The organism is Aliiroseovarius sp. D2-2 (assembly GCF_055809455.1).
Genome location: NZ_CM147913.1, coordinates 466,543 through 487,899, shown reverse-complemented (window position 1 = coordinate 487,899; position 21,357 = coordinate 466,543). Strand labels below are relative to the sequence as shown.

The 21,357-nt window shown below is 56.6% G+C and carries 19 protein-coding genes; 11 read left to right on the top strand and 8 right to left on the bottom strand.

Annotated features, from left to right (window positions below):
* Positions 1-6 precede the first annotated feature (6 nt).
* The 7 genes from AC0L6A_RS02370 to AC0L6A_RS02340 all read left to right on the top strand — a co-directional run bounded on the left by AC0L6A_RS02370 (position 7) and on the right by AC0L6A_RS02340 (position 9,839).
* The gene (locus AC0L6A_RS02370) at positions 7-3,456 is read left to right on the top strand and encodes a D-Ala-D-Ala carboxypeptidase family metallohydrolase (protein WP_473291963.1); all 3,450 of its coding nucleotides are present in this window, start codon (positions 7-9) and stop codon (positions 3,454-3,456) included.
* 12 nt (positions 3,457-3,468) lie between these two features.
* On the top strand, positions 3,469-4,524 hold the full coding sequence (locus AC0L6A_RS02365) for a hypothetical protein (protein ID WP_473291962.1): 1,056 nt from the start codon (positions 3,469-3,471) through the stop codon (positions 4,522-4,524).
* Positions 4,525-5,082: 558 nt separating this feature from the next.
* Positions 5,083-6,015 carry a 4-hydroxyproline epimerase gene (locus tag AC0L6A_RS02360; protein WP_473291960.1) on the top strand — a complete coding sequence of 311 codons (933 nt, stop codon included), beginning with the start codon at positions 5,083-5,085 and terminating at the stop codon, positions 6,013-6,015.
* 28 nt (positions 6,016-6,043) lie between these two features.
* Positions 6,044-7,282 (top strand): NAD(P)/FAD-dependent oxidoreductase, encoded by a 1,239-nt coding sequence (locus AC0L6A_RS02355; protein ID WP_473291958.1) that lies wholly within the window; start codon positions 6,044-6,046, stop codon positions 7,280-7,282.
* A gap of 113 nt (positions 7,283-7,395) precedes the next feature.
* Positions 7,396-7,842 carry a peptide-methionine (R)-S-oxide reductase MsrB gene (gene msrB, locus AC0L6A_RS02350; protein ID WP_473291956.1) on the top strand — a complete coding sequence of 149 codons (447 nt, stop codon included), beginning with the start codon at positions 7,396-7,398 and terminating at the stop codon, positions 7,840-7,842.
* Positions 7,839-8,345: a peptide-methionine (S)-S-oxide reductase MsrA gene (msrA, locus tag AC0L6A_RS02345; RefSeq protein WP_473291954.1), complete on the top strand. Its 507-nt coding sequence runs from the start codon at positions 7,839-7,841 to the stop codon at positions 8,343-8,345. The genes msrB and msrA overlap by 4 nt, the downstream gene beginning before the upstream one ends.
* Positions 8,346-8,357: 12 nt before the next feature.
* Positions 8,358-9,839 carry a protein adenylyltransferase SelO gene (locus AC0L6A_RS02340; protein ID WP_473291953.1) on the top strand — a complete coding sequence of 494 codons (1,482 nt, stop codon included), beginning with the start codon at positions 8,358-8,360 and terminating at the stop codon, positions 9,837-9,839.
* Between the two features lie 204 nt (positions 9,840-10,043).
* Here AC0L6A_RS02340 and AC0L6A_RS02335 read toward each other — a convergent pair whose 3' ends face one another.
* From AC0L6A_RS02335 to AC0L6A_RS02320, 4 genes are all read right to left on the bottom strand, one after another.
* Entirely contained in the window at positions 10,044-10,328 is a 285-nt protein-coding gene (locus tag AC0L6A_RS02335; RefSeq protein WP_473291952.1) for a CBU_0592 family membrane protein, read from the bottom strand.
* Positions 10,325-12,244 (bottom strand): bifunctional helix-turn-helix transcriptional regulator/alpha/beta hydrolase, encoded by a 1,920-nt coding sequence (locus AC0L6A_RS02330; protein ID WP_473291951.1) that lies wholly within the window; start codon positions 12,242-12,244, stop codon positions 10,325-10,327. The genes AC0L6A_RS02335 and AC0L6A_RS02330 overlap by 4 nt, the downstream gene beginning before the upstream one ends.
* Before the next feature lie 179 nt (positions 12,245-12,423).
* Positions 12,424-13,413, bottom strand: a complete 990-nt coding sequence (locus AC0L6A_RS02325) for a type I glyceraldehyde-3-phosphate dehydrogenase (protein ID WP_473291950.1) — start codon at positions 13,411-13,413, stop codon at positions 12,424-12,426.
* Between the two features lie 96 nt (positions 13,414-13,509).
* Entirely contained in the window at positions 13,510-14,337 is an 828-nt protein-coding gene (locus AC0L6A_RS02320) for a bifunctional allantoicase/(S)-ureidoglycine aminohydrolase (protein WP_473291949.1), read from the bottom strand.
* 176 nt (positions 14,338-14,513) lie between these two features.
* Between AC0L6A_RS02320 and AC0L6A_RS02315 the strand changes: the two genes are divergently transcribed.
* From AC0L6A_RS02315 to AC0L6A_RS02300, 4 genes are read left to right on the top strand one after another with little or no spacing between them, the layout of a single operon-like run.
* Positions 14,514-15,149, top strand: coding sequence for a CDP-alcohol phosphatidyltransferase family protein (locus AC0L6A_RS02315; RefSeq protein ID WP_473291947.1), 636 nt, complete (start codon positions 14,514-14,516; stop codon positions 15,147-15,149).
* Positions 15,146-16,354 (top strand): ABC transporter substrate-binding protein, encoded by a 1,209-nt coding sequence (locus tag AC0L6A_RS02310; protein WP_473291945.1) that lies wholly within the window; start codon positions 15,146-15,148, stop codon positions 16,352-16,354. The genes AC0L6A_RS02315 and AC0L6A_RS02310 overlap by 4 nt, the downstream gene beginning before the upstream one ends.
* Positions 16,355-16,399: 45 nt before the next feature.
* Positions 16,400-18,094, top strand: a complete 1,695-nt coding sequence (locus tag AC0L6A_RS02305) for an ABC transporter permease (RefSeq protein WP_473291944.1) — start codon at positions 16,400-16,402, stop codon at positions 18,092-18,094.
* On the top strand, positions 18,087-18,725 hold the full coding sequence (locus AC0L6A_RS02300; protein WP_473291942.1) for an ATP-binding cassette domain-containing protein: 639 nt from the start codon (positions 18,087-18,089) through the stop codon (positions 18,723-18,725). The genes AC0L6A_RS02305 and AC0L6A_RS02300 overlap by 8 nt, the downstream gene beginning before the upstream one ends.
* Here AC0L6A_RS02300 and AC0L6A_RS02295 read toward each other — a convergent pair.
* Genes AC0L6A_RS02295 through cbiM form a run of 4 tightly spaced genes read right to left on the bottom strand, consistent with a single transcriptional unit; the run spans position 18,722 to position 21,348 of the window.
* On the bottom strand, positions 18,722-19,372 hold the full coding sequence (locus tag AC0L6A_RS02295) for an energy-coupling factor ABC transporter ATP-binding protein (RefSeq protein ID WP_473291941.1): 651 nt from the start codon (positions 19,370-19,372) through the stop codon (positions 18,722-18,724). The genes AC0L6A_RS02300 and AC0L6A_RS02295 overlap by 4 nt on opposite strands.
* Positions 19,359-20,147, bottom strand: coding sequence for a cobalt ECF transporter T component CbiQ (gene cbiQ / locus AC0L6A_RS02290; RefSeq protein ID WP_473291940.1), 789 nt, complete (start codon positions 20,145-20,147; stop codon positions 19,359-19,361). Before cbiQ ends, AC0L6A_RS02295 begins: the two co-directional genes overlap by 14 nt.
* Positions 20,144-20,734 (bottom strand): cobalt ABC transporter permease, encoded by a 591-nt coding sequence (locus AC0L6A_RS02285; protein ID WP_473291938.1) that lies wholly within the window; start codon positions 20,732-20,734, stop codon positions 20,144-20,146. Before AC0L6A_RS02285 ends, cbiQ begins: the two co-directional genes overlap by 4 nt.
* Entirely contained in the window at positions 20,731-21,348 is a 618-nt protein-coding gene (cbiM, locus tag AC0L6A_RS02280) for a cobalt transporter CbiM (protein WP_473291937.1), read from the bottom strand. The genes AC0L6A_RS02285 and cbiM overlap by 4 nt, the downstream gene beginning before the upstream one ends.
* Positions 21,349-21,357 lie beyond the last annotated feature (9 nt).

Here is a 21,357-nt window from a genome sequence, read left to right as displayed (position 1 = left end):
AGACCAATGGCCAAAATCTCAGTTGAGCAATTGATGTCCAAACTGGCAGACCCTGACGTGACCGAAAAGGAGCTGGCGCAGTACTTTGTGCTGGATGACGATCAATCCGGTGCCTTTGACCCGCATTTCAAGCTGAACCCCTCCACGGTCAAAATCCCGCGTGGCGAAGACGCGGCCCAGCGAACAGCGGCCGCAATGAATTCGGCCAACTGGTTTGCGCGGCTTTCACGTAAAGGCAAGTTTCACGAAAAGATACGGCAGGGATATGACGGTCCAATCATCGTGTCCGAAGGTGACAGCTGGTTTCAGTTTCCATTGCTGCTGAAGGACACGATCGACCACCTGATGAAGCCCTATGCCATCTATTCTTTGGGGGCTGCGGGGGATCTTCTGAAGCGGATGGCGGATAAACGCGAATACATCAAATCCCTGCGTGAACAGAACGGTGAGATTCTGCTTCTGTCCGGGGGTGGCAATGACCTTGTGGCTGGCGGCGCGCTTGCCTCGCATCTAGAAGAATTTGACCCGGTCCTGAAGCCTGCTGACTATCTTTTGCCTTCGTTCCAAGCACTTTTGGACGACGCGTTGCGCCATTATGGCCGGATGTTCCGGGACGTAGAACAGCACTTCCCGCAGGTCAGCGTGCTTTGCCACGGTTACGACTACCCAGTGCCAAACAAGGACCGTTGGCTTGGCAAGCCGATGGAGGAGCGTGGCATCAACGACAAAGGTCTGCAAAAAGCCATCGCTGCCGAAATGATGGATCAGTTCAATCGGCGGCTAAGGCGTCTGGCCCGTTCGGTTCCCAACGCGACTTATATCGATTGCCGCGGTGTCGTTGGCGATGACCGCTGGCATGATGGCTTGCACCCGACAGATGAAGGCTACCGCGACGTTGCGAAGAAGTTCGAGGCCGAAATCAAGAAAGTCGCGGGACAGGATACCTCAGCCCCGGTGGTGGGTGGCCCCTTTGGCAGTGCCTCCGAAATTGCCAGCTCACTTTCTGCGCCGACTACAATAGCCGGGGGGGCTCCCAAAGGGCTCTCCTTGCACGTCGGTCTGAATACGGTTGATCCCAACCACTATGACGGCTGGGACGGCAAGCTGACCGCATGTGAAGCAGATGCGTTGGATATGGAGGCCTTAGCCCAAGCCGAGGGATTTGAAACCACGCAGCTTTTGACCACCGACGCGACCCGTCAAAACGTGGTGGACCGAGTCGAGCGTGCCGCGAAAGAGCTGAAGGCCGGTGACATGTTCCTGTTCACTGTGTCTGGCCATGGCGGGCGCGTGCCTGATTTCAATCAGGACGAAGACCATGATGGCGACGAGAAGATGGACGAGACCTTGTGTCTTTTCGACTTTCAGATTGCCGATGACGAGCTTTACATGCTCTGGACCAAATTCCGCGCGGGCGTGCGGGTTCTGCTTGTGCCCGACACCTGCCATTCAGGTTCGATGGCACGGTTCGGACCAACTGCTCCGGCGACATTGTTTGGCCGTCCCATGGCAGTGAATCCAAACGTGCGGGCGATGCCCTTGCACATCGAAGATCGTGTGTGGCGCGCAAATGAAGCGGCCTATCGCGAGGCGTCGAAATCCTACAGCGCCTTGAAAGAAAGCGTAATGACTGCGCCGCTTTCCAGTCCCATCCAAGCGTCAGTTCTGAACCTTGGCGCCTGCAAGGATACGCAGTTCGCCATGGACGGGCCCAGCAACGGTGCCTTCACCGGTGCGCTATTGAAAGTATGGGACAATGGCAACTTCAATGGCGACTACTATACGTTCCGTACGGCAATTGATGATGAGATCAACAGTGACAGCCAGAACCCTCAGTTGTTTGAGCCATTGTTGAAGGACCCACACTTCGTCACGGATCGACCCTTCACCTTGTTGCGTGGAGGCGATGGAGAAAGGGCTTCTCATACGGCACCCGGCTCACCAGCCAATGAAACAGGCGGCGGACAATCCCGTGTCAGTGCCGAAGACGAGGAAGGTGATGAGCTTGACCAAATCCCAGACAGTGACGTGCGCGCCATTTTGGATGCGAAGGCACGCGGTGCAGGGTTTCGCAACAGCACTGCTGCGCTACGCTGGTCAGATTATGCAGATTTCGATGCCTTTATTCGGTCGCTCGGACTAAGGAACTTCTCGACCGACGAGTTTCTTATCCTCGGCGGTGGGCACAGCACGCCCGGCGGTTCATGTCACGGCAAGAACCGATATCCGCCGCGCAACCTCTGGACCAATATCGCGAAGACCGCGCAGGCGATTGACCATTTGCGGGATCGCTTGGGAAAACCGATTGCCATCACCAACGCGTATCGGGGGCCCGCCTATAACAAATGTATCGGAGGGGCTAAGGCCAGCCAGCACATGGCGTTTCGGGCGCTGGATTTCAAAGTCTCAGGCATGGCCGCACCCGAGGTCGCGACAGCCCTTCGCTGGCTGCGTGACAAGGAAGGTTTCTTCAATGGCGGGATTGGGCGCTACAACAGCTTCACCCATATCGACACGCGCGGCACAAATGCCACGTGGCCGCCGGCGTTTCGCGACAGCCGGCTTCCGAACACGTCCCCGCTTTTGCCGCATGTTCCCGGCGCACCGCAAAAGCCAGATCGGCCTCAGACATCCCGCATCCCAGACGCGATACCCAATCTGGCCGACCGGATTGCGATGCTGATTTCCACCATTCTGGCCAAGCCCCGATCAGCACCGGGAAGTACCGCCCGGTCAGCTTTTGCAGAACCGACCATGCGATCCGGCGATGCGTTTGATCCGACTGCAACCATGGCCACATCGCAGCAAGCCCTTCAGTCCGCAGTGAACGCATCCAGCGTGATCTCGTTTGTCGAAAACCTCACGCCGCAACAGAAAGAAGATGTGCTTTTGTCCACGCTGTTTGCCCAGCGCGCCGCAGATGCTGCCTTTGACCCGGTGAAAGAGCGTGATGCGTGGTTTGCCAAATATATGGAACTGCTCAGCATACTTGGATGGAGCCGCGAAGCCGCCCCGTTCGAGGCAAGCCAAAAGATGAAAGGCAATGGCAGTTTTGATCAGGTGATTTTATCCACGCTTGCACAGGTCGCCACCGGCAATCAGTTCCGCATCGTGCAAAGTGCGATCGAGGCGCTGCGCGGGCTGACCCAAGATGATGGCAAGATAAAGCTGTTCGACTTCGAAACCTCGTCTTCGACCGGCGGCAACTTTCAGGTCGGCAGCGCCGAAGCCTCGGGTGAAATCATCAGCATGGCGCTGGGCGCATTCAACTTCACCTTCAAGGATCGCAAGCAGAACGTGTTGTTCGTGTCCTGGGGCAAGAACGAGCTCGACTACTGGTTATCTGCTCAGAAACTATCGCTCAGTCCCAGCATCTATACCGATGTACGCAGCATTGTCCGCGACAAGCTTGCCGACACGCGCAAGACGCTGATTGCCGATATTGAACTGGGTTGAACGGAGAACGCCATGACGCGCGCGAAGGATATATCTAAGCTGCAAATTGATCCTTTTTTTTTGCTGATCATGCTGCTTCCTGTGGTCGTCTTGATCGCCGCCGAGTATTTGCTTGGCACGTTTGGGGACACCACGGTCCATTTGGAAGGGCTTGAATTGAAGGCCCAATCCCGGCTGATCGAACTTAGCGCGCGTTACCGCTTTCTTGCATCGCTCTTCTTTTTCATCGGGGCGACCATATCCGTGACTGCCATTTTCACCTTTGAGCTTTTCTCGCGACATACGCGTCGATCGATCCTGACAACGCTTCTGGGCATCGTGGCTGTCATCGCGGTCTCACTAAGCTTTTCGACCTTTGAACCCGACTGGATGCCCGCCGGGTTTGATAGCCATACATTGCTTGGTGAGAACCTGTATTTTGAAGTGATGCTAAGCGCCAGTTTGCCGGGCTGTGAAGCAGGTGGAAGTCTGCCAGATAATTGCGACAAGCAAGGCGCTTTCTACGCAATGGAATACCTGCTGGACCGAGCGAATTTGTTTACCTCGCTGTCCGCTGGGGCGGTCATAGCGGGCATGGTCCTTGCGCTATCCCGACCTTCTGGGTTGGGGGCATCACCTCATCCAGACCTTGAAAAAGAAGCGGGGATTTTGAAATCCGCACAGGAAAGCACGCAACGCTATTTGTACTGCTCAGGAATGCTGCTGACCACCGGCATGGTGTTGATGATCTCCTGGATGGGATGGCCCGGCGATGCGATCTTGGACAAAGACATGCGAGAGGCGCATGAACAACTCGTCGGCTCTTTGTCGATCTATCGGGGCGTCACCTATTCCATTTTGATCTTGTCCTACTACCTTCCAGTCAGCCTCTTTCTGAAAGTGCGCATTGATGCCTTTCATGATGCTGTGAAAGCATCAGGCACGCCAGATCTTGCGGAAGATGTTGCTGGCTTCGACATCCAACGTATCGCGACTTTGGACGCGCTAAAGGCCATCATCGCAATCGTGTCTCCGATCCTGACAGGAGCAATCGGATCGTTCGGAAGCTTGTCTGGTTTTGGTGGATAAATGTACTGGCTTGGCGGCTAACTTCAGCAGCTGTGCTTTACCATTTTTTGTGGAACATCCGAGCCATAGATCTAACGAATAGAGAGTTTACGCGAGGTCGTCGTATTTCTTCTGGATTTTCGTATCCAAAATTCATTATGCTTTTTTTACCACTCGCGGACATCCGACTTTTTTTCAAATAATCATCTATGAATCAGGACATTTCAATCAATGGAACGCTCGCTCTTACGGTAAAGTTTCGTAAGGTCCCCGAAAGGGTTTCTGGCGCCTTTGTCCGCTTGAGCAAGAATTCAATCCATCTAAGAGAATGCGCTGTGTCCCGCACCCCTGCGGCACGGCAACACGATTCATATGGCGATCAACTGAAAGAAAGTGCCAAGCGCATGCTAAATGCGAGTCTGCGCGTCGATGTTTACTTCGATGCCCTTGGCTTAGAATCCGGTCGTTGCCCATGCGAATTCCGCGCAATAAATGGGCGCGACCGGACTGACGGTCTTTTCTGGTGATAAGTTGCGTTGTAAACTGCACGTCCCTCAACAGTTTCAGGCCTAATTCCTTATGAACATAGTCGACAGCCACACCGGCGGAGAGCCAACGCGGGTCATTCTGGATGGTGGCCCAAACCTTGGACATGGTCCTTTGTCGGAACGTGCGCAGCGCTTGGCCGAAGAACACGAAGATTTTTACTTGTCGGTCATGCTTGAACCGCGCGGACAGCCAGCCATGGTTGGCGCGTTGTTGGTCGAACCCGTGGATCAAAGCTGCGTGACAGGAGTGATTTATTTCGACGCGGGCGCTGTTATCGGGATGTGTGGTCACGGCACAATTGGGCTTGCCGTGACGCTTCATCATTTGGGGCGTATCGGACTTGGCCGACACCGCATTGAAACCCCTGTGGGGGTGGTCGAGGTTGATCTGTCCGACGCCAATACCGTGACGGTCACAAATATCGAAAGCCGCCGCGTTCAGGCAGGTGTCACGATTGATGTACCCGACCTTGGTCCGGTGACTGGCGATGTTGCTTATGGCGGCAACTGGTTTTTCATCCTTGATCCTGCGCCCCTTCCAGTCGATCCCGGAAGCATCCGCGCCCTGACGGATGCAGCCATTGCGATCCGCGAAACGGCGAATGCAAACAAGATAGGCGGCGAGAACGGAGAACCGATTGACCATGTGATCTTTCAGGACACATCACCAAATTCCGGCATGCACAGCCGCAACTTCGTGCTTTGCCCAGATGACGCCTATGACCGCTCCCCTTGCGGGACGGGAAGCTCGGCGCGATTGGCGTGCTTGATTGCAGACGGGCGGATTGAGTATGGGGAAGAGATTGCGCAGGAAAGCGTTATTGGTAGCCCGTACCGCCTGTCGTGCACCGCTGGTCCGAATGGTGGCGTGATCCCAACCATCACGGGTCAGGCCTATATAATGGCAGAAAGCCGATTGATTTTTGATGCGGACGATCCCTTCAAGAATGGTATCAGAACCTGAATGCCAACGCAGTTTTTGAAGGTCAAAGATGTCTGACGAAATCACAATCATTGGCGCTGGCATTGTTGGCATCAGCATCGGGCTTGAACTTGCGCGCCGCGGCCAGAAAGTGCGTGTGCTGGATCGCAAGGGCGTCGCAAGCGAGACGTCGCAAGGGAATGCAGGCGCATTCGCGTTTCAGGAAATTGTTCCCTTAGCCACGCCGGGTATCATGATGAAAGCGCCGAAGTGGTTGATGGACCCGTTGGGCCCACTTTCGATCCCGCCCGCCTATGCGCTTAAGATTGCGCCTTGGATGCTGCGGTTTTGGCGCTCCAGCTGGCCAGATCGCTACAAATCCTCAATGCTGGCACAAGCGGATCTGATGCACTTGTCTAAGGCTGCATTTGAGAGGCAAGTGGCTCAGATCAAGGGCGAACACCTGATCCTGCGGGATGGGCAACTGGCCCTTTACGAAAGCGAAAAAGAGTATCGTGACACGCTTCCCGGATGGAAGCGGCGGCAGGAACACGGGTTCAACGGAAACCACCTAACAAACCCCGACATGATCGCGGAATATCAACCGGGGTTGGACACGCGCTTTACCCACGCGGTTTTCACTCCGGATTGGTTGAATACGATCGATCCAAAGCTTTGGACGGAAACCCTTGCGCAGTCCTTTTGTGACCATGGGGGGCGAATTCAGGTCGCCTCGGTCAAAAAACTTTTGCCGTCTGAGGCTGGAATACGGATCGAAGCTTCAGATGGCGTGATCGAAACGTCAAGGCTGATCGTTGCGGCAGGCGCATGGTCACATCACCTTGCGCAGTACTTCGGTGATCGTATCCCGCTGGAGACCGAGCGTGGTTACAACACAACCTTACCACCCGGTGCGTTCGATCTGCGCACCCACCTAACCTTCAGCGGACACGGCTTTGTCGCATCGAAAATCGGGGGTGGCGTCAGGGTGGGTGGCGCAGTCGAACTTGGAGGCCTAAAGCGGCCACCCAATTTCAAGCGTGCTGAAATCCTGTTGCGGAAAGCGCAGGAGTTTTTACCCGGCTTACGGACGGAAGGCGGCACACAATGGATGGGATATCGCCCGTCATTGCCCGACAGTTTGCCGGTTATCGGAGCTTCCCCGAACGATCCGCGTGTAATATATGCATTCGGCCACGGACATCTTGGACTAACGCAATCCGCCGGCACGGCAGAACTGGTTGCTGATCTCGCGTTGGGGGCCTCGCCTTCTCTGCCGCTTGACCCGTTTTCGCCAAACCGTTTCTGAATGCGGGACCTGCGCTGCTATCGTTACAAAACGATCACGCAGGCGTGCTTCAAACGGTGCTTCCATTTTGCGCGCAACACCCCATATCCTGCTGGTAGCTGAAGGAGACCAACATGCGTTATCAAAAAACTCAAGATGCCATTGATCGTCTGACCCCGGAAGAATTTCGGGTCACCCAACAGGACGGCACGGAACGGGCATATTCGGGCAAGTATGATAAGCACTATGAACAGGGCATCTATGTCGATGTGGTAACAGGCGAGCCCCTGTTCGCCTCGGCATCCAAGTTTAATTCTGGCTGCGGTTGGCCTGCCTTTTCGACTCCAATTGAAACAGCACACGTGACAGAACATCGCGACAGCACATTTGGAATGGAACGGGTCGAAGTACGATCCAAACACGGTGACAGCCATTTGGGTCACGTCTTCCCGGATGGCCCGCGTGAGATGGGTGGCCTGCGATATTGCATTAATTCCGCCTCGTTGCGGTTTGTACCAAAAGACCGGATGGAGGCCGAAGGCTATGGCGACTATCTTGACCTTGTGGAGGAAAACACATGACTGAACGCGCAATTCTGGCCGGGGGCTGTTTCTGGGGCATGCAGGATTTGATCCGCAAGTTGCCTGGCGTGACGGATACGCGGGTTGGGTATACGGGCGGCGATGTTCCGAATGCCACCTATCGCAATCACGGCACCCATGCGGAAGGGATCGAGATCGTGTTTGAGCCCGATCAAATTAGCTATCGCAAGATCTTGGAGTTCTTCTTTCAAATCCACGATCCGAGCACGGCAAACCGTCAGGGCAATGATATGGGGACAAGCTATCGCTCCGGTATCTACTATCTGTCCGATACGCAAAAACAGACCGCTCTGGACACTATCGCGGATGTGGACGCCAGCGGGCTGTGGCCCGGCAAAGTCGTGACCGAATTGAAGCCCGCCGGAGATTTCTGGGAGGCTGAGACCGAGCATCAAGATTATCTGGAGCGCTTGCCAAATGGGTATACCTGCCACTTCGTCCGTCCCGATTGGGTTTTGCCCAAACGTGATGCGGCTGAATAGGCCATCAACCGTATGACCAAATCACAGCCCCAGTTCGACAACAGTTATGCCCGAGAGCTTGAGGGCTTCTATGTGTTGGTGCAAGGCGCGCAAGTGCCTGCACCACATGTCCTTCGTCTGAACCGCCCACTGGCGGATGAGCTTGGACTTGATCCCGATCACCTTTCGACGCCCGAAGGGGCGCAAGAACTGACCGGGATGCGGACACCTGACGGGGGCACCTCGATCGCGATGGCCTATGCTGGGCATCAATTTGGTGGGTTCTCTGCGCAACTTGGTGATGGGCGCGCATTGCTGATCGGTGAAGTGATTGACCGAAACGGTCACCGCCGGGACGTCCACCTGAAAGGGTCCGGCAAAACCCCATTTTCGCGCGGCGGGGATGGCAAAGCCGTGCTGGGGCCAGTGCTACGCGAATACCTTATGGGCGAAGCGATGCACGCCCTTGGCATTCCAACCACGCGGGCATTGGCTGCATCGACCACAGGGGAAACTGTGCTTCGTCAAGATGGCCCGGAACAAGGCGCTGTTTTGGCACGCGTGGCGTCTTCACATCTGCGGGTTGGCACGTTCCAATTTTTCGCATCGCGTGGGGATCACGCCCGTGTTCGCAAGCTGGCCGACTATGCCATTGCCCGCCACTATCCTAATGCGGCCGACGCAGACTCCCCCTACCTTGAGCTTTTCCGGCTAGTCCAGGAACGTCAGGCAAAGCTGATCGCACAATGGGTTCACGTTGGTTTTGTTCATGGCGTGATGAACACCGACAACATGACGATCTCGGGCGAAACAATCGACTATGGCCCTTGCGCCTTTGTCGATGCCTACAGCCCTGACGCGGTGTTTTCGTCAATTGACCGGCAAGGGCGCTATGCGTTCGGGAACCAGCCCAATCTGGCACATTGGAACTTGGCGCGGCTCGCCGAAACCTTGGTTGCTTTGGTGAACCCTGATGATCAAGAGGGTGCTATCAGCCAGCTGACCCAAGCGCTGGATGAGTTCCCCGATCTGTATCAACAATACTGGTTGGATGGGATGCGCCGGAAACTTGGACTTATGTCAGAACATGATGATGATCTTGATCTGGCGAACGATCTGCACAGTCTGATGCAGGCCAACGAAAGCGACTACACCCAGACTTTCCGCGCCCTGTCATCGGTCGCAATAGGCGAGACGTCAAAGCTGCAGGGAGTTCTGCCGACAACTGATAGCTCAGTTTCAGACTGGATTAGTCGATACCAACTTCGCTTGGCTAAGGATGAAGTCTCTGATCGAACGCGCACGCAGATGATGGACGACGTCAATCCAATCTACATCCCACGCAATCACAAAGTCGAAGAAGCCCTAAGCGCTGCTGCTAAGGGGGATATGGCCCCGTTTGATCGTTTGCTTGAGGTGCTAAGCGCGCCTTACGAACTACAACCGGACGCCGACGCCTATGCCTTGCCTGCCCCGGACGGGTTTGGGCCGTACACAACGTTCTGTGGTACTTAGATGGATTTGAGCCTCGGGATCGTCAACGGGAAATGACGACCCCGAGCACTTACATGGACGCTCCACTTCGTCCATGACTTATGCTTTGAACAACCCTCAACAACCACCCCCGGTTGAGACACTTGCAAAGCACAAACTAAAGCGTTTCGGTATAAACTTGAGGCACTTGATTGTGCCGAAACGCTTTGCATCCATACAGCGCGATCAAGAAGCTTCGGTCGCGGGAAAACGCGTCACGCTCCGGTGCAATTTCCGGTGACGTGACGAAGTGAAACGTAGTGTTTCCCCGCGACGAAGCATTCCAACCAATCCAAAGAAAATGAACCCGACCTGAATCAGGAAAGCACCCAGGTTGAACGCATCAATCAGACTGGCCAGCACAAGCACCGCTGCCACTATTTTGGACAGCGAATACCCAGCGCCATTGCCGCATGTGTACCCACATTGAACCATTGCGAACCCACCCACATAGATGGCTGATCCAATCACCCCTCCGGCCTGGAGAAGCCATGGGTATCCCGCAAAAATTTCGAGAATATCTGGCAACTTAAAAACCTCTTCATATCAATATAGATGAGATTAAGAGGTGGCCGGCCCGTCGTCATACCCAAGTTGGGGTAAAATGCATTAGCCCAGATGTTTTTCAGCCTCGTCCAGCACATCTTTCCAGTGGCGGAAGAACACAAGTTGCCCGGCATCGTCATAAAGACGGAAATCAATCCAGTCATAGTCCGCACGAAACTCGTCCAAAGTGGCAAGAGGCACCTGTGATCTTGTGCCCCGTTCATGAAGATGACTGGCAGTCGACCTTTCTGAGCTTGAACCCTAAAGGACCAATCGGTTTGCTGCTCTCCCATCACCATGCGCGAAAACGCCTCATGAGATGAGTGGTTATCAGTCAACGCAGTCTCTGACCCAGTGACCATAGCTTCGAAAACCTCAGGCGTTTCAAAGGTTTCTACATCCGCAGGATTGTTGCCATAGACAGCATGGATAAACCCGCGTTTGCCGATTTTTCGTGCAAGATAGAACCCGGCCTTCACCATAAAGGGCAACAGGTGTGGCGTATATCGCGCGCCCGCCAGGATGAAGCGGTGCCACTTCTCCATGCGCTCGTATTGCACGCGCTTGGTCATTGGCAGAACACCTGCGCAGGCAATGATCGCCGTCAGCTCTACCTCGTCATGTTCGGCCAATGAAAACGCATAATGGCTGTCTGAACCAAGCGAAATCACAGGGCAACGTTGAACGCCCTCAGCGCTTAGAATTTGAAGCGTGTCTCGGGTTGCGGCTTCGTCATAGTCGACTGATGCAGGCACCATGTCAGACTGTCCATATCCAGCACGAACCGGGACAATCACACGTATTCCACGGGCTTGGGCTTCTGCCTCGGCCGAAGCTGGCCACCGAACCAACCCATAGTCCAAGGGTAGGAACAGAACGGGCTTTCCTGCCGGATCCCCCAAGATCAGATAGTCCAACCGGCGCCCATCCGGCGTGATCAACGTCTGAAACGGGCGTTCTTCAAGCGTGGCATACCCACGGCTGACAATGCGCGGCCCCGGATTTGCTTTGATCGTCAGGTTTGACATGTCCATTACCGAAAGAGCCAAGCGCACCAGCTCGATCTGGCTTTTCGTTTCGGTCTTGGAAAGAATGGATTTGATCTGTGCGCGCACCGTATCAACTGAACGTCCGCGTTGTTCGGCAATCTCTTTGACCGAACAGCATTCGACCAAGCTTTGTACAACGCTTGCTTCTGCGCCCGTCAGATCAAAGGCACGTTTCAGAATGTCCTCAAACCCGTCCGGGCAACTGACTTCAGAGGACGCGGCAAGAACATATGCACCACGGTCCCCGACGTGGACCTCTTGCAAGCGCACGACGACAAAATGTCCTTTCTCGCGTGAACGCAAACGCAGGACGGCGGTGTTTTCGCTTTCATCGGTGACCAGTATGCGGGCGGCAACCCGGATGCTTTCCACATCCTCTGGGTTCACGCGCATCTTTGCGATGTCATCGCCCAGCACCAAGCCCAGCACCTGTTCGGCAGCGCCGTTCACCGCAGCGATCTTGCCCTTCTGATCCAACAGAAAGGCCGCAACTTTATCGAAAGGCGCAATGGCAGCATTCAATTGGTCTTGCGTGCTGGATTGGTCTAACCGATCCAGGAACGCGCCAGCACGGTCGAAATGGCTTGAAATCGTGTGATCGTCGAGCAGCCGAGGCGCGGATAAATCCACGCCTTCGCGTAGCGGTTTCAGGGCTGACTCCCAAAGATCCAGAAGCGTTTCATATCGTGATGGATCAAGTGCCACATCATAAAGACGCTCAATCGCTTCGTCGCGGGTTTTTCCTGTCAGGCCATCATCACCGCCCGACATTGGATGTGCGGGTTCAGTCATGGCAAAACAATCATCTATAGCGCAAAATAGCGCTGGGTTCGCATAAGACTATGTTAGCAACGGGTGAAGTGTCCGCCAAGGGTCGAAGCCTTACGGGATTCCCGACTGAAACAGCCCTTGACGCGTTAATTACACGCAAGTGATGAATGGCGTCGCGCCCTACAAACCATCACGAGAAATCAGCGCTGCGCCATCAATTGGGCGACGTCCAACATCCGGTGCGAAAAACCCCATTCGTTGTCATACCATCCAAACACCCTAAGCAAGCCGCCCTCTGACACGGAGGTTTCGGGGCCGGAAATCACAAGGCTTTCAGGCCGCATGCGCAGATCAGACGACACAAGGGGTTCATCTGTCCAGCCAAGGACTTGACCCGTGGCCCCCTTGTGCAGAAGGTCGCGTGCTTGGGCTTCACTGACCTCAGAGCTCAAGCGCACGGTCAGATCGATACAGGAAACCGAGGCTGTGGGCACACGGATTGCGCGGGCTTCGATCTTGCCTGCAAGCAGGGGCAAGACGTCCCCAACCAGCTTGTGGGCGCTGGTTGTTGTCGGCACCATCGACAGCGCCGCGGCACGGGACCGCGCTGCATTTGCGCGTGGCTTGTCCACAGTGGGTTGGCTGCCGGTATAGCAATGAACCGTCGTCATATGCCCACCAATCACGCCCAACTTGTCGTCCAGAAACTTCAACAAAGGAGCCAGCGCGTTGGTTGTGCACGATGCGTTCGACACGATCCGATGCCCCGCCAACTGATCTTCGTTTGCCCCCAGCACAACGGTCACATCCGCCTCGGACGACGGGCCAGATATCAGAACATTAAGGGCGCCAGCAGCAAGCCCACGCTCTGCGACCGCGCGTTTGCCGGCCATGCCCGTGCATTCCAGCACAACATCCACATCCGAAAGATCCATCGTGCTGATGTCGGAACGGTCGTAAAATGGAATTGACTGTCCATTGATCACAAGGACCTGATCACCAACCGAAACCTCACCCGGAAACGGGCCAAATACGCTGTCATACTTGAACAGGTAGGCACAGGTATCCAAGCTTTCGATATCGTTGATGAACGCAACTTCGAACGGGCCGAAGTCTGCGGCCAAGATGCGCAGGATCGACCGACCAATGCGGCCAAAACCGTTTAATCCAATGCGGATTTTCTGTGCCATGACGTGTCCTTCGCGCGCATATGTTACCCCCACAGAAGGGGATATGCGTGCTTGGTTCAAGGGTTAGTTTTGAGATTTTGATCAAATTTTGTGTGATCAGAGTTTCCCAAGCGGCATGTGTCGGTTCACGTCCTTATAAAGAAGGTACCGGAACGGACCGGGTCCGCCAGCATAACAAGCTTGCGGGCAAAAGGCGCGAAGCCACATGTAATCGCCTGCTTCAACCTCGACCCAATCTTGGTTCAATCGATAGACCGCCTTGCCTTCAAGAACATAAAGCCCGTGCTCCATCACATGGGTTTCGGCAAACGGGATGACCCCGCCGGGCTGGAACGTCACGATGTTCACATGCATATCGTGACGCAGGTCGGAAGGATCGACAAAACGCGTCGTGGCCCAAGCGCCATCTGTTCCGGGCATAGGGATCGGATCATGATCGACGTCACTGGTGACAAATGGCTCGGGCGCGTCCACCCCATCGACGGGTTGGTATGCTTTGCGGATCCAGTGAAAGCTCGCCGCTGCACCTGAGGTGTTCGTCAAAGTCCAAGGGCAACCAGCCGGTAGGAATGCGTAGCCGCCCGTGACCAACTTGTGTTCAATACCATCGATCGAAAGGGATACCTCCCCCTCGACCACGAACAACACGGCCTGGGCTTGCGGGTTATCTTCGGGTCGGGTGCTACCACCGCCCGGCGCGACCTCGGCAATATAATGTGAAAATGTTTCAGCGAACCCTGAAAGTGGGCGCGCCAACACCCAAAACCGCGCGTCAGACCAGTGCGGCAAAGCCGATGTCGTGATATCTGACAAAGTACCCTTAGGAATGACCGCATAGGCATCCGTGAATACAGCACGATCCGTTAGCAGCTGCGTTTGAGGGGGCAGCCCCCCCTCGGGTACGTAATAGGTCGGTTTCGTCATTCGGGCCTCCAGAGAACGCCCTATTCAATCGCAAGACGCTGGAACCTCCAAGCTATTTCGTGTCGAACCTATGACGATTGCTCACGTTTTCGTTTGGCGGATGGACGTTGGATGCAGATTTGGTCCAGATATCAACCGAACACCGCGACAGATCGGTGAAGGGAAAGGATTGCGTCATGTTAGACGCTTACGCACGCAAACTGATCGACCCGCCGTTGAACATGGCTGGACGTGGCTTGGCACGGGTTGGTGTTGGGGCCAACTCTGTCACGCTTGCTGGATTGATGGTTGGGATCGCTGCGGCCGTCGCAATTGCGATGGGGTATTTTACTTTGGGGTTGATCCTAATCCTTCTATCGCGCCTTGCCGACGGGCTGGACGGGGCCGTAGCACGAGCTTCGCAAAAGACCGCTTTCGGCGGCTACTTAGACATCGCGTCTGATTTCTTTTTCTACGGCGCAATCCCCTTCGGCTTTATCCTTTTTGACCCTTCCACCAATGGCATCGCAGGGGCGTTCTTGCTTCTTAGCTTTTACGTGAATGGGGCCAGCTTTTTGGGCTACGCCATCCTTGCCGCCAAAAAAGGGATGGAGACTCGCGCCCAAGGGGTGAAGTCGCTTTATTACTCAAACGGGCTGCTAGAGGGGACCGAAACCATCGTGTTTTTCGTCCTTCTCTGCCTTGCCCCCCGTTTCTTTATGCCGCTCGCGTGGGCCTTCGGCATTCTTTGCTTCGCCACTGCCATCCTGCGTGTCTACGGCGCGCATCAGGCATTTGGCCAACCCTCATCCGACCAACAGGAGACTGAATGAAACACCTTGCTTTTGCCGCCAGCTTGCTGGCAACGACCATGTTGCCGCTTGCCAGTGTCGCAGACCCCAACCCGTCCGATTGGGACGCTGTTTTAGAAGACGCTAAAGGCCAGACCGTTTATTGGAACGCTTGGGGCGGCTCACCCACCACCAATGCGTTCATCGAATGGGCAGGGGATCAGATCGAAACCCGCTACGGCGTGACGTTGGAGCACGTGAAACTGACTGACACGGCCGATGCCGTGACCCGCGTGCTGTCCGAAAAGCAGGCCGGTCAAGATGATGACGGCGCGATCGACATGATCTGGATTAACGGCGCCAACTTCGCCTCGATGAAAGAGGCTGGATTGCTGTTTGGTCCCTTCGCGGAACAACTGCCCAACTGGCAATACGTGGACGCCGAGGGCAAAACTGTGCGCACTGACTTCACGGTTCCCGTCGAAGGGTTTGAGGCACCATGGGCAATGGCGCAGGTCGTGTTCATGTATGACACGGCGGACATCCCCGCCCCGCTGCCATCGGCCGCCGCGATTCTTGAATGGTCCAAGGCCCATCCCGGCCGCTTCACCTATCCGCAGCCGCCAGATTTTCTGGGGAGCACCTTCCTGAAACAAATGCTGGTTGAACTGGCCGAGGATACCTCTGCCCTTGCAGCCCCTGTGTCGGATGACAGCTATGAGACCGTCACAGCACCTTTGTGGAACTTCCTTGAAGAGCTAACTCCCACGCTCTGGCGCGAAGGTCGTGCCTATCCGGCCAATGGCCCGCGTCAAATCCAGCTGATGAATGATGGTGAGGTCGATCTGGCGATCAGTTTCTCACCTTCCGAAGCGTCGACTGCCATCGCCAACTTTGAGCTGCCCGACACCGTGCGCACCTTCGTTTTGGACAAAGGCACCATCGGCAACGCCTCTTTCGTGGCGATCCCCTATAACTCGGGTTCGAAAGCCGGTGCGATGGTTCTGGCCGATTTCCTGATGTCGCCCGAGGCACAGGCAAATGCCCAAGACCCCAATGTGCTGGGCTATGGCACGGTTCTGAACATGGCTGCTCTGTCCGATGACGACCGCGCGCGCTTCGATGCGCTCGATCTTGGTATCGCGACCCTGACACCCGCCCAACTTGGCGCGGTGCAGGACGAACCGCATCCCAGCTGGATGACCCGCATCTCGGATGACTGGCAATCCCGCTACGGCGTTCAATAACAGACTTGCCCCGCGCATCATGTGCGGGGCAAATTCGTCCCTGATATGGTCCGTTTCCCTTCCCTCCCTCTGTTCCCGGCGCTGACAGTCCTTGTGCTGCTAGGGCCACTTGTTGCTGGGTTGTGGGGAACAATCCTGCCCGCATTTGGGCACCTGCCCGCCGCAGGACAATCCGGGGCCCATCTTGATGCATTCCGTACACTGTTTGACTGGCCCGGCATTGGTCCGGCGATCCGACTGTCGCTGGTCACAGGGATCTTGGCAGCGGTACTGTCGCTGGCGATCACGGCGCTGATCCTTGCAGGATGGGCCGGGACGCGCGGGTTTCGCCTTCTCGAACGCCTGCTGTCGCCCTTTCTGTCTGTCCCTCATGCCGCCGCAGCCTTCGGACTGGCTTTTTTGATCGCCCCATCCGGCTGGATTGCACGGCTGTTTTCACCATGGCTCACGGGGTGGGATCGACCGCCGGACCTTCTGATTCTGAACGACCCATGGGGGCTGTCCTTGGTCGCGGGCATGGTGATGAAAGAGGTGCCATTCCTCCTTCTCATGTCCATCGCAGCCCTAGGCCAGATCGACGGATCACGCCGCATGGCACTGAGCCAGAGCATGGGTTACGGTCGTATCTCGGCTTGGATGTTCGCGATCTTCCCGGCAGTTTATGCCCGCATCCGGCTACCGGTGCTGGTGGTGCTGACATGGTCCATGTCGGTGGTCGATGTAGCAGTGATCCTTGGACCATCCACACCCCCAACCCTATCCGTGCAAATCGTGCGTTGGATGTCGGACCCAGACATCGCGTTCCGCCTGCAAGCCGCTGCCGCTGCGTTGCTGCAACTGACGTTGGTGATAGGCGCGGTCGGTCTGTGGTTCCTTGGTGAAAAGCTGGTCGCCCGCCTGGCCTGTGGTCGGATCGAGGCTGGCCGTCGCGGCCACCATGACCTGCCCCTACGTGTCATCGGCTTCACCCTTGGCACCGCCACATCGCTTGCCCTGATCTTCGGGCTGCTGGGCCTAATCGTCTGGTCCTTTGCTGGCTTCTGGACTTTCCCCGACATTCTGCCCGACCAATTCACCATGCGCAGTTGGATGCGCTATCGCGCGGGCAGTTTGGACGCCCTTGGTGAAACCGCCCTGATCGCCGCCCTCGCCGTTGGAATCGGCATGCTTCTAACCGTCGGCTGTCTTGAAACCGAAGAACGCCGCGACCTGCGCCTGACCGGGCGTGGCATGTGGCTGATCTATCTGCCTCTGATCGTCCCGCAAACTGCCTTCCTACCGGGGCTTCAGACCCTGTTTCTGAATTTCGGGTTGGATATGGGCCGCGCGCCCGTCGCCTTCGCCCATCTGGTCTTTGTCCTACCTTATCTGCGCCTATCGCTTGAAGGTCCGTGGAAGGCTTGGGACCGCCGCCAAGCGACTGTTGCCGCCGCCCTTGGCGCGAGCCCAAACCGCGTTCTCTGGCGCATTCGTCTACCCATGCTGCTGGCGCCACTGCTGACCGCCATTGCAGTCGGCGTCGCAGTCTCAGTCGGGCAATACTTGCCCACGTTGCTGATCGGTGGCGGGCGGCTTGAGACGCTGACGACCGAGGCCGTCGCGCTCGCTTCTGGCGGGGACCGCCGTGCGATTGGGGTCTTCGGCCTGATGCAGACCGCCGCAGCACTGGTGCCCTTTGCGCTGGCCTTGGCACTGCCCGCCCTGATATGGCGCAATCGAAAGGGGCTAAGGCATGGCTGAAGGGCTGCATCTGGATAAGGTGGAAATCAAGCAATCAGGCGCGCGCCTGATTGCCATCGACACCCATGTCGCCCCCGGCGAAGTATTGACCATCATGGGCCCGTCAGGTGTGGGCAAATCCACGCTTTTGTCTGCGATCATTGGCACGCTGGCCGACAGTTTCGCGTGCTCTGGCCGTATCCGCTTGAACGGACGCGATCTGACGCCACTGCCGCCGGACGAACGCTGTGTCGGCATCCTGTTTCAAGACGCTCTTCTGTTTCCGCATTTAAATGTCGGTGCAAACCTTGCCTTCGGGCTGGCGCCCGGTGGCTCGCGATCCGAACGGCGGGGCAAAATCGACGCCGCCCTTGCAGAAGTTGGCCTGGAAGGCTTCGCTGACCGCGATCCGGCCACCCTTTCAGGCGGTCAGCGGGCACGGGTCGCTTTGATGCGCATGCTTCTGTCCGACCCTCACGCACTGCTGTTGGACGAACCATTTTCTGGTCTGGACGCAGAGCTTCGTGGGCAGGTTCGCCGATTGGTCTTTGACCACGCCAAAGCGCGGGCCTTGCCGGTGCTGCTTGTGACCCATGATCGGGAAGATGCCGAGGCTGCCGGTGGTCCGGTTATTACACTTGGTAAGGGCTAAAGGCGCACCAGCGCCCGGTTCTCTAACCGATACCCTGTGGGCGCGATCTCGGCGCGGAATTCCGGGTCATGGCTGACCAGCAGGATGGCTTGATCCAGCCCCTTCAGGATCTCGACCAGACGCGCATAATTGTCAGGATCCAGAGCATTGGTTGGCTCATCAAGGATCAGCACTTCAGGCTCCATTGCCAGCACCGTTGCAAGCGTCACCAGACGTTTCTCGCCCCCGGACAGCTTGTGGGTCACCCGGTCGCGCAGATGCATTAATCCAAGCCGCCCCAACACGTCATCCACGATGGCCAAGGCTTCATCCTTGGACTTGCCTAGGTTGAGCGGACCAAAGGCAACGTCCTCTGCCACTGTGGGGCAAAAAAGCTGATCATCCGCATCTTGAAACACAAAGCCGATGCGACGGCGCAGCTCGTGAAAATCTGCTTCTTCGGTGCGCGGTTTTCCGAACGCCATGATCACCCCTTGGGTCGGTACCAGCAGACCCATGATGATCTTCAAAAGCGTGGATTTGCCTGCGCCGTTTGGACCGACAAGCGACAGCCGATCGCCTGCCTCTAGCCGCATTGACGCGCCTTCAAGAACAGGGTCCAGCGTCGGGTAGGCAAAGTGGATGTCCGTCAGCTCAATAAGCGGCATAAGTAACCTCGGCCCAGACAAGGGCGGCCAGCGCGACGCTTAGCGCCACGGCGAACAGCAGGTCCGTGCGGGTCAGCCGGAACTCTTCCAGCAGAACGATGCGCCCCGAGAACCCCCGGCATTTCATAGCTGCCAAAATACGCTCGGACCGCTCGATCGCACGCACAAGCATCATCCCTACCAAATAGCCATAGCTGCGATAGGTGTGCCAATTGGTGCCGGGCCGAAACCCGCGCAATTTCATCGAGGTGCGAAGGCGCAAATACTCTTCCCTGAGGACGTCGATATAGCGGATGGTGAACATCATCAGATGCACCAGCCGTTCCGGTGTTTTCAGGGCGAAAAGCGCATGTCCCATGGTGACAGGCTCCATCGATCCGACCAGCGTCATAACAGCCAGAATGACGGCATTTGCAGTCAGCGCAATCTCGGTCGCGCGCCACAGACCTTCCCACGTGGCGTCAAAACCCCAAAGGGTGAAGATCGGCGTGCCCGGCATTGTGAAGGGCAAAAGCACCAGCGTGAAGATGATGAACCCGTCCATCATCGCCATGCGTTTCAGCGTCTTGTGGAACGGAAGGCCCGAGATCCCCAGAAGCCACATGGACAGAATAAGTGCACCGGAAAGCACGCGCAGATCGTCCAACGCAACGACAGTGATCGCATAGATCACGGTCATCACAATTCGCATCCGGGGATCAAGCGACGACACCGCCGCGCGAAGGGCCCCGAAGCCGGTTAGCGGCTTGTCGTCAGAGGTGAGGACATAAGTCACTTACCACCCTCCATTTTGCGTCGTGCGGCGATGTAGAAACCCAAGCCGAACAGGCCGACAATATAGCCGATCCCACCAAGAATGGACTGGAAGTTGGTTTCGGTTTTCAACGCGGTGATTTCCTGCCGGATCGGTCGCAGCTCGTTGCGAAGCATCGTTGCAATCTGCGCGCGGGTTTCATCCGACAACCCTGCAGACGCCGCAGGCATGGAGGAAGGGTCCCCAGCCAAAACCGACGCCCCGGCCGAAGCATCAGCCGCCGCCTGCCCCATCAACTGCGCCACTTCTGCACCCGGCATCGTTGCCTCAGCCACATGCCCCGCACCAAGGTCGGATCGGAAGATATGCGTGATCGGTTGGGTCGGCGTGTAGATGAAGAAACCATCTCCATCGGTCTTCGCTTCACCCAGCTTGTTGCCAGCTTCATCAAAGACCTCAACCAGTTTGTCGACAGCCATGGAACCGTCGGACATGCCGATCTCGCCTTCGATATCGCTACCTGATGGAAAGACGCTGGCGATGATGTTGTGAGCCAGTGCGGGCAAGGGGGCGATAAGCGCTGCGATCAGTATCAAAACACGGATCATGCCAAGCTCCCCTTCGCGCCTATGAACAGTTCTGGTTTCACGCGCCGCGCCAGATAGATGGCCGCGCCGGACAAAAGAGCCTCGATCACGATGACCGGGATGTGGGCAAGGAAGACAAGCTTGGCGGCGGGAATGAATTCATCGCCAGACAGTCCCAGCGAAAATGCGACGGCAAGCGTGGTCATCGCGATAGCAAAGCCGCCCCCAATGCCGCCCCAAATGGCGCCTTGCATCGGGGTTCCCCGCGCGACAAGACGTCCAAAGATCAGGCCAGCCAACACGGCAGGACCCGCGATATTGATCGCATTCACGCCCAACACGGTCAGTCCTCCGAAGCCGAAGAACACGGCCTGCAAAAGCAGCCCGACAAACAGCGCCGGGAACGCGGCCCAGCCAAGCACCAACCCCGCCAATCCGTTCAGGATCAGATGGACCGAGCTTGGGCCAATGGGCACGTGGATCAGCGACGCCACAAAGAAGCTGGCAGACAAGACGCCTGCCGCTGGAATACGTTCCAACGGCAGTTTGCGTAGGCCAATGGAGATACCACCCACGGCAAGCGCAGCACCGGCGATGAGCACGGGGTTAGACAGAGCGCCGTCTACGATATGCATGACGGCCCC

Coding starts and splice junctions, on each gene's coding strand:
- AC0L6A_RS02325 (WP_473291950.1), bottom strand. CDS start 13,413: ATGGCACAGAAAATCCGCATTGGATTAAACGGTTTTGGCCGCATTGGT.
- AC0L6A_RS02285 (WP_473291938.1), bottom strand. CDS start 20,734: ATGATCCGTGTTTTGATACTGATCGCAGCGCTTATCGCCCCCTTGCCC.
- AC0L6A_RS02355 (WP_473291958.1), top strand. CDS start 6,044: ATGTCTGACGAAATCACAATCATTGGCGCTGGCATTGTTGGCATCAGC.
- AC0L6A_RS02315 (WP_473291947.1), top strand. CDS start 14,514: ATGTTAGACGCTTACGCACGCAAACTGATCGACCCGCCGTTGAACATG.
- AC0L6A_RS02360 (WP_473291960.1), top strand. CDS start 5,083: ATGAACATAGTCGACAGCCACACCGGCGGAGAGCCAACGCGGGTCATT.
- msrA (WP_473291954.1), top strand. CDS start 7,839: ATGACTGAACGCGCAATTCTGGCCGGGGGCTGTTTCTGGGGCATGCAG.
- AC0L6A_RS02295 (WP_473291941.1), bottom strand. CDS start 19,372: ATGCCGCTTATTGAGCTGACGGACATCCACTTTGCCTACCCGACGCTG.
- AC0L6A_RS02365 (WP_473291962.1), top strand. CDS start 3,469: ATGACGCGCGCGAAGGATATATCTAAGCTGCAAATTGATCCTTTTTTT.
- AC0L6A_RS02310 (WP_473291945.1), top strand. CDS start 15,146: ATGAAACACCTTGCTTTTGCCGCCAGCTTGCTGGCAACGACCATGTTG.
- AC0L6A_RS02330 (WP_473291951.1), bottom strand. CDS start 12,244: ATGACTGAACCCGCACATCCAATGTCGGGCGGTGATGATGGCCTGACA.
- AC0L6A_RS02340 (WP_473291953.1), top strand. CDS start 8,358: ATGACCAAATCACAGCCCCAGTTCGACAACAGTTATGCCCGAGAGCTT.
- AC0L6A_RS02305 (WP_473291944.1), top strand. CDS start 16,400: ATGGTCCGTTTCCCTTCCCTCCCTCTGTTCCCGGCGCTGACAGTCCTT.
- AC0L6A_RS02320 (WP_473291949.1), bottom strand. CDS start 14,337: ATGACGAAACCGACCTATTACGTACCCGAGGGGGGGCTGCCCCCTCAA.
- AC0L6A_RS02300 (WP_473291942.1), top strand. CDS start 18,087: ATGGCTGAAGGGCTGCATCTGGATAAGGTGGAAATCAAGCAATCAGGC.
- cbiM (WP_473291937.1), bottom strand. CDS start 21,348: ATGCATATCGTAGACGGCGCTCTGTCTAACCCCGTGCTCATCGCCGGT.
- AC0L6A_RS02370 (WP_473291963.1), top strand. CDS start 7: ATGGCCAAAATCTCAGTTGAGCAATTGATGTCCAAACTGGCAGACCCT.
- msrB (WP_473291956.1), top strand. CDS start 7,396: ATGCGTTATCAAAAAACTCAAGATGCCATTGATCGTCTGACCCCGGAA.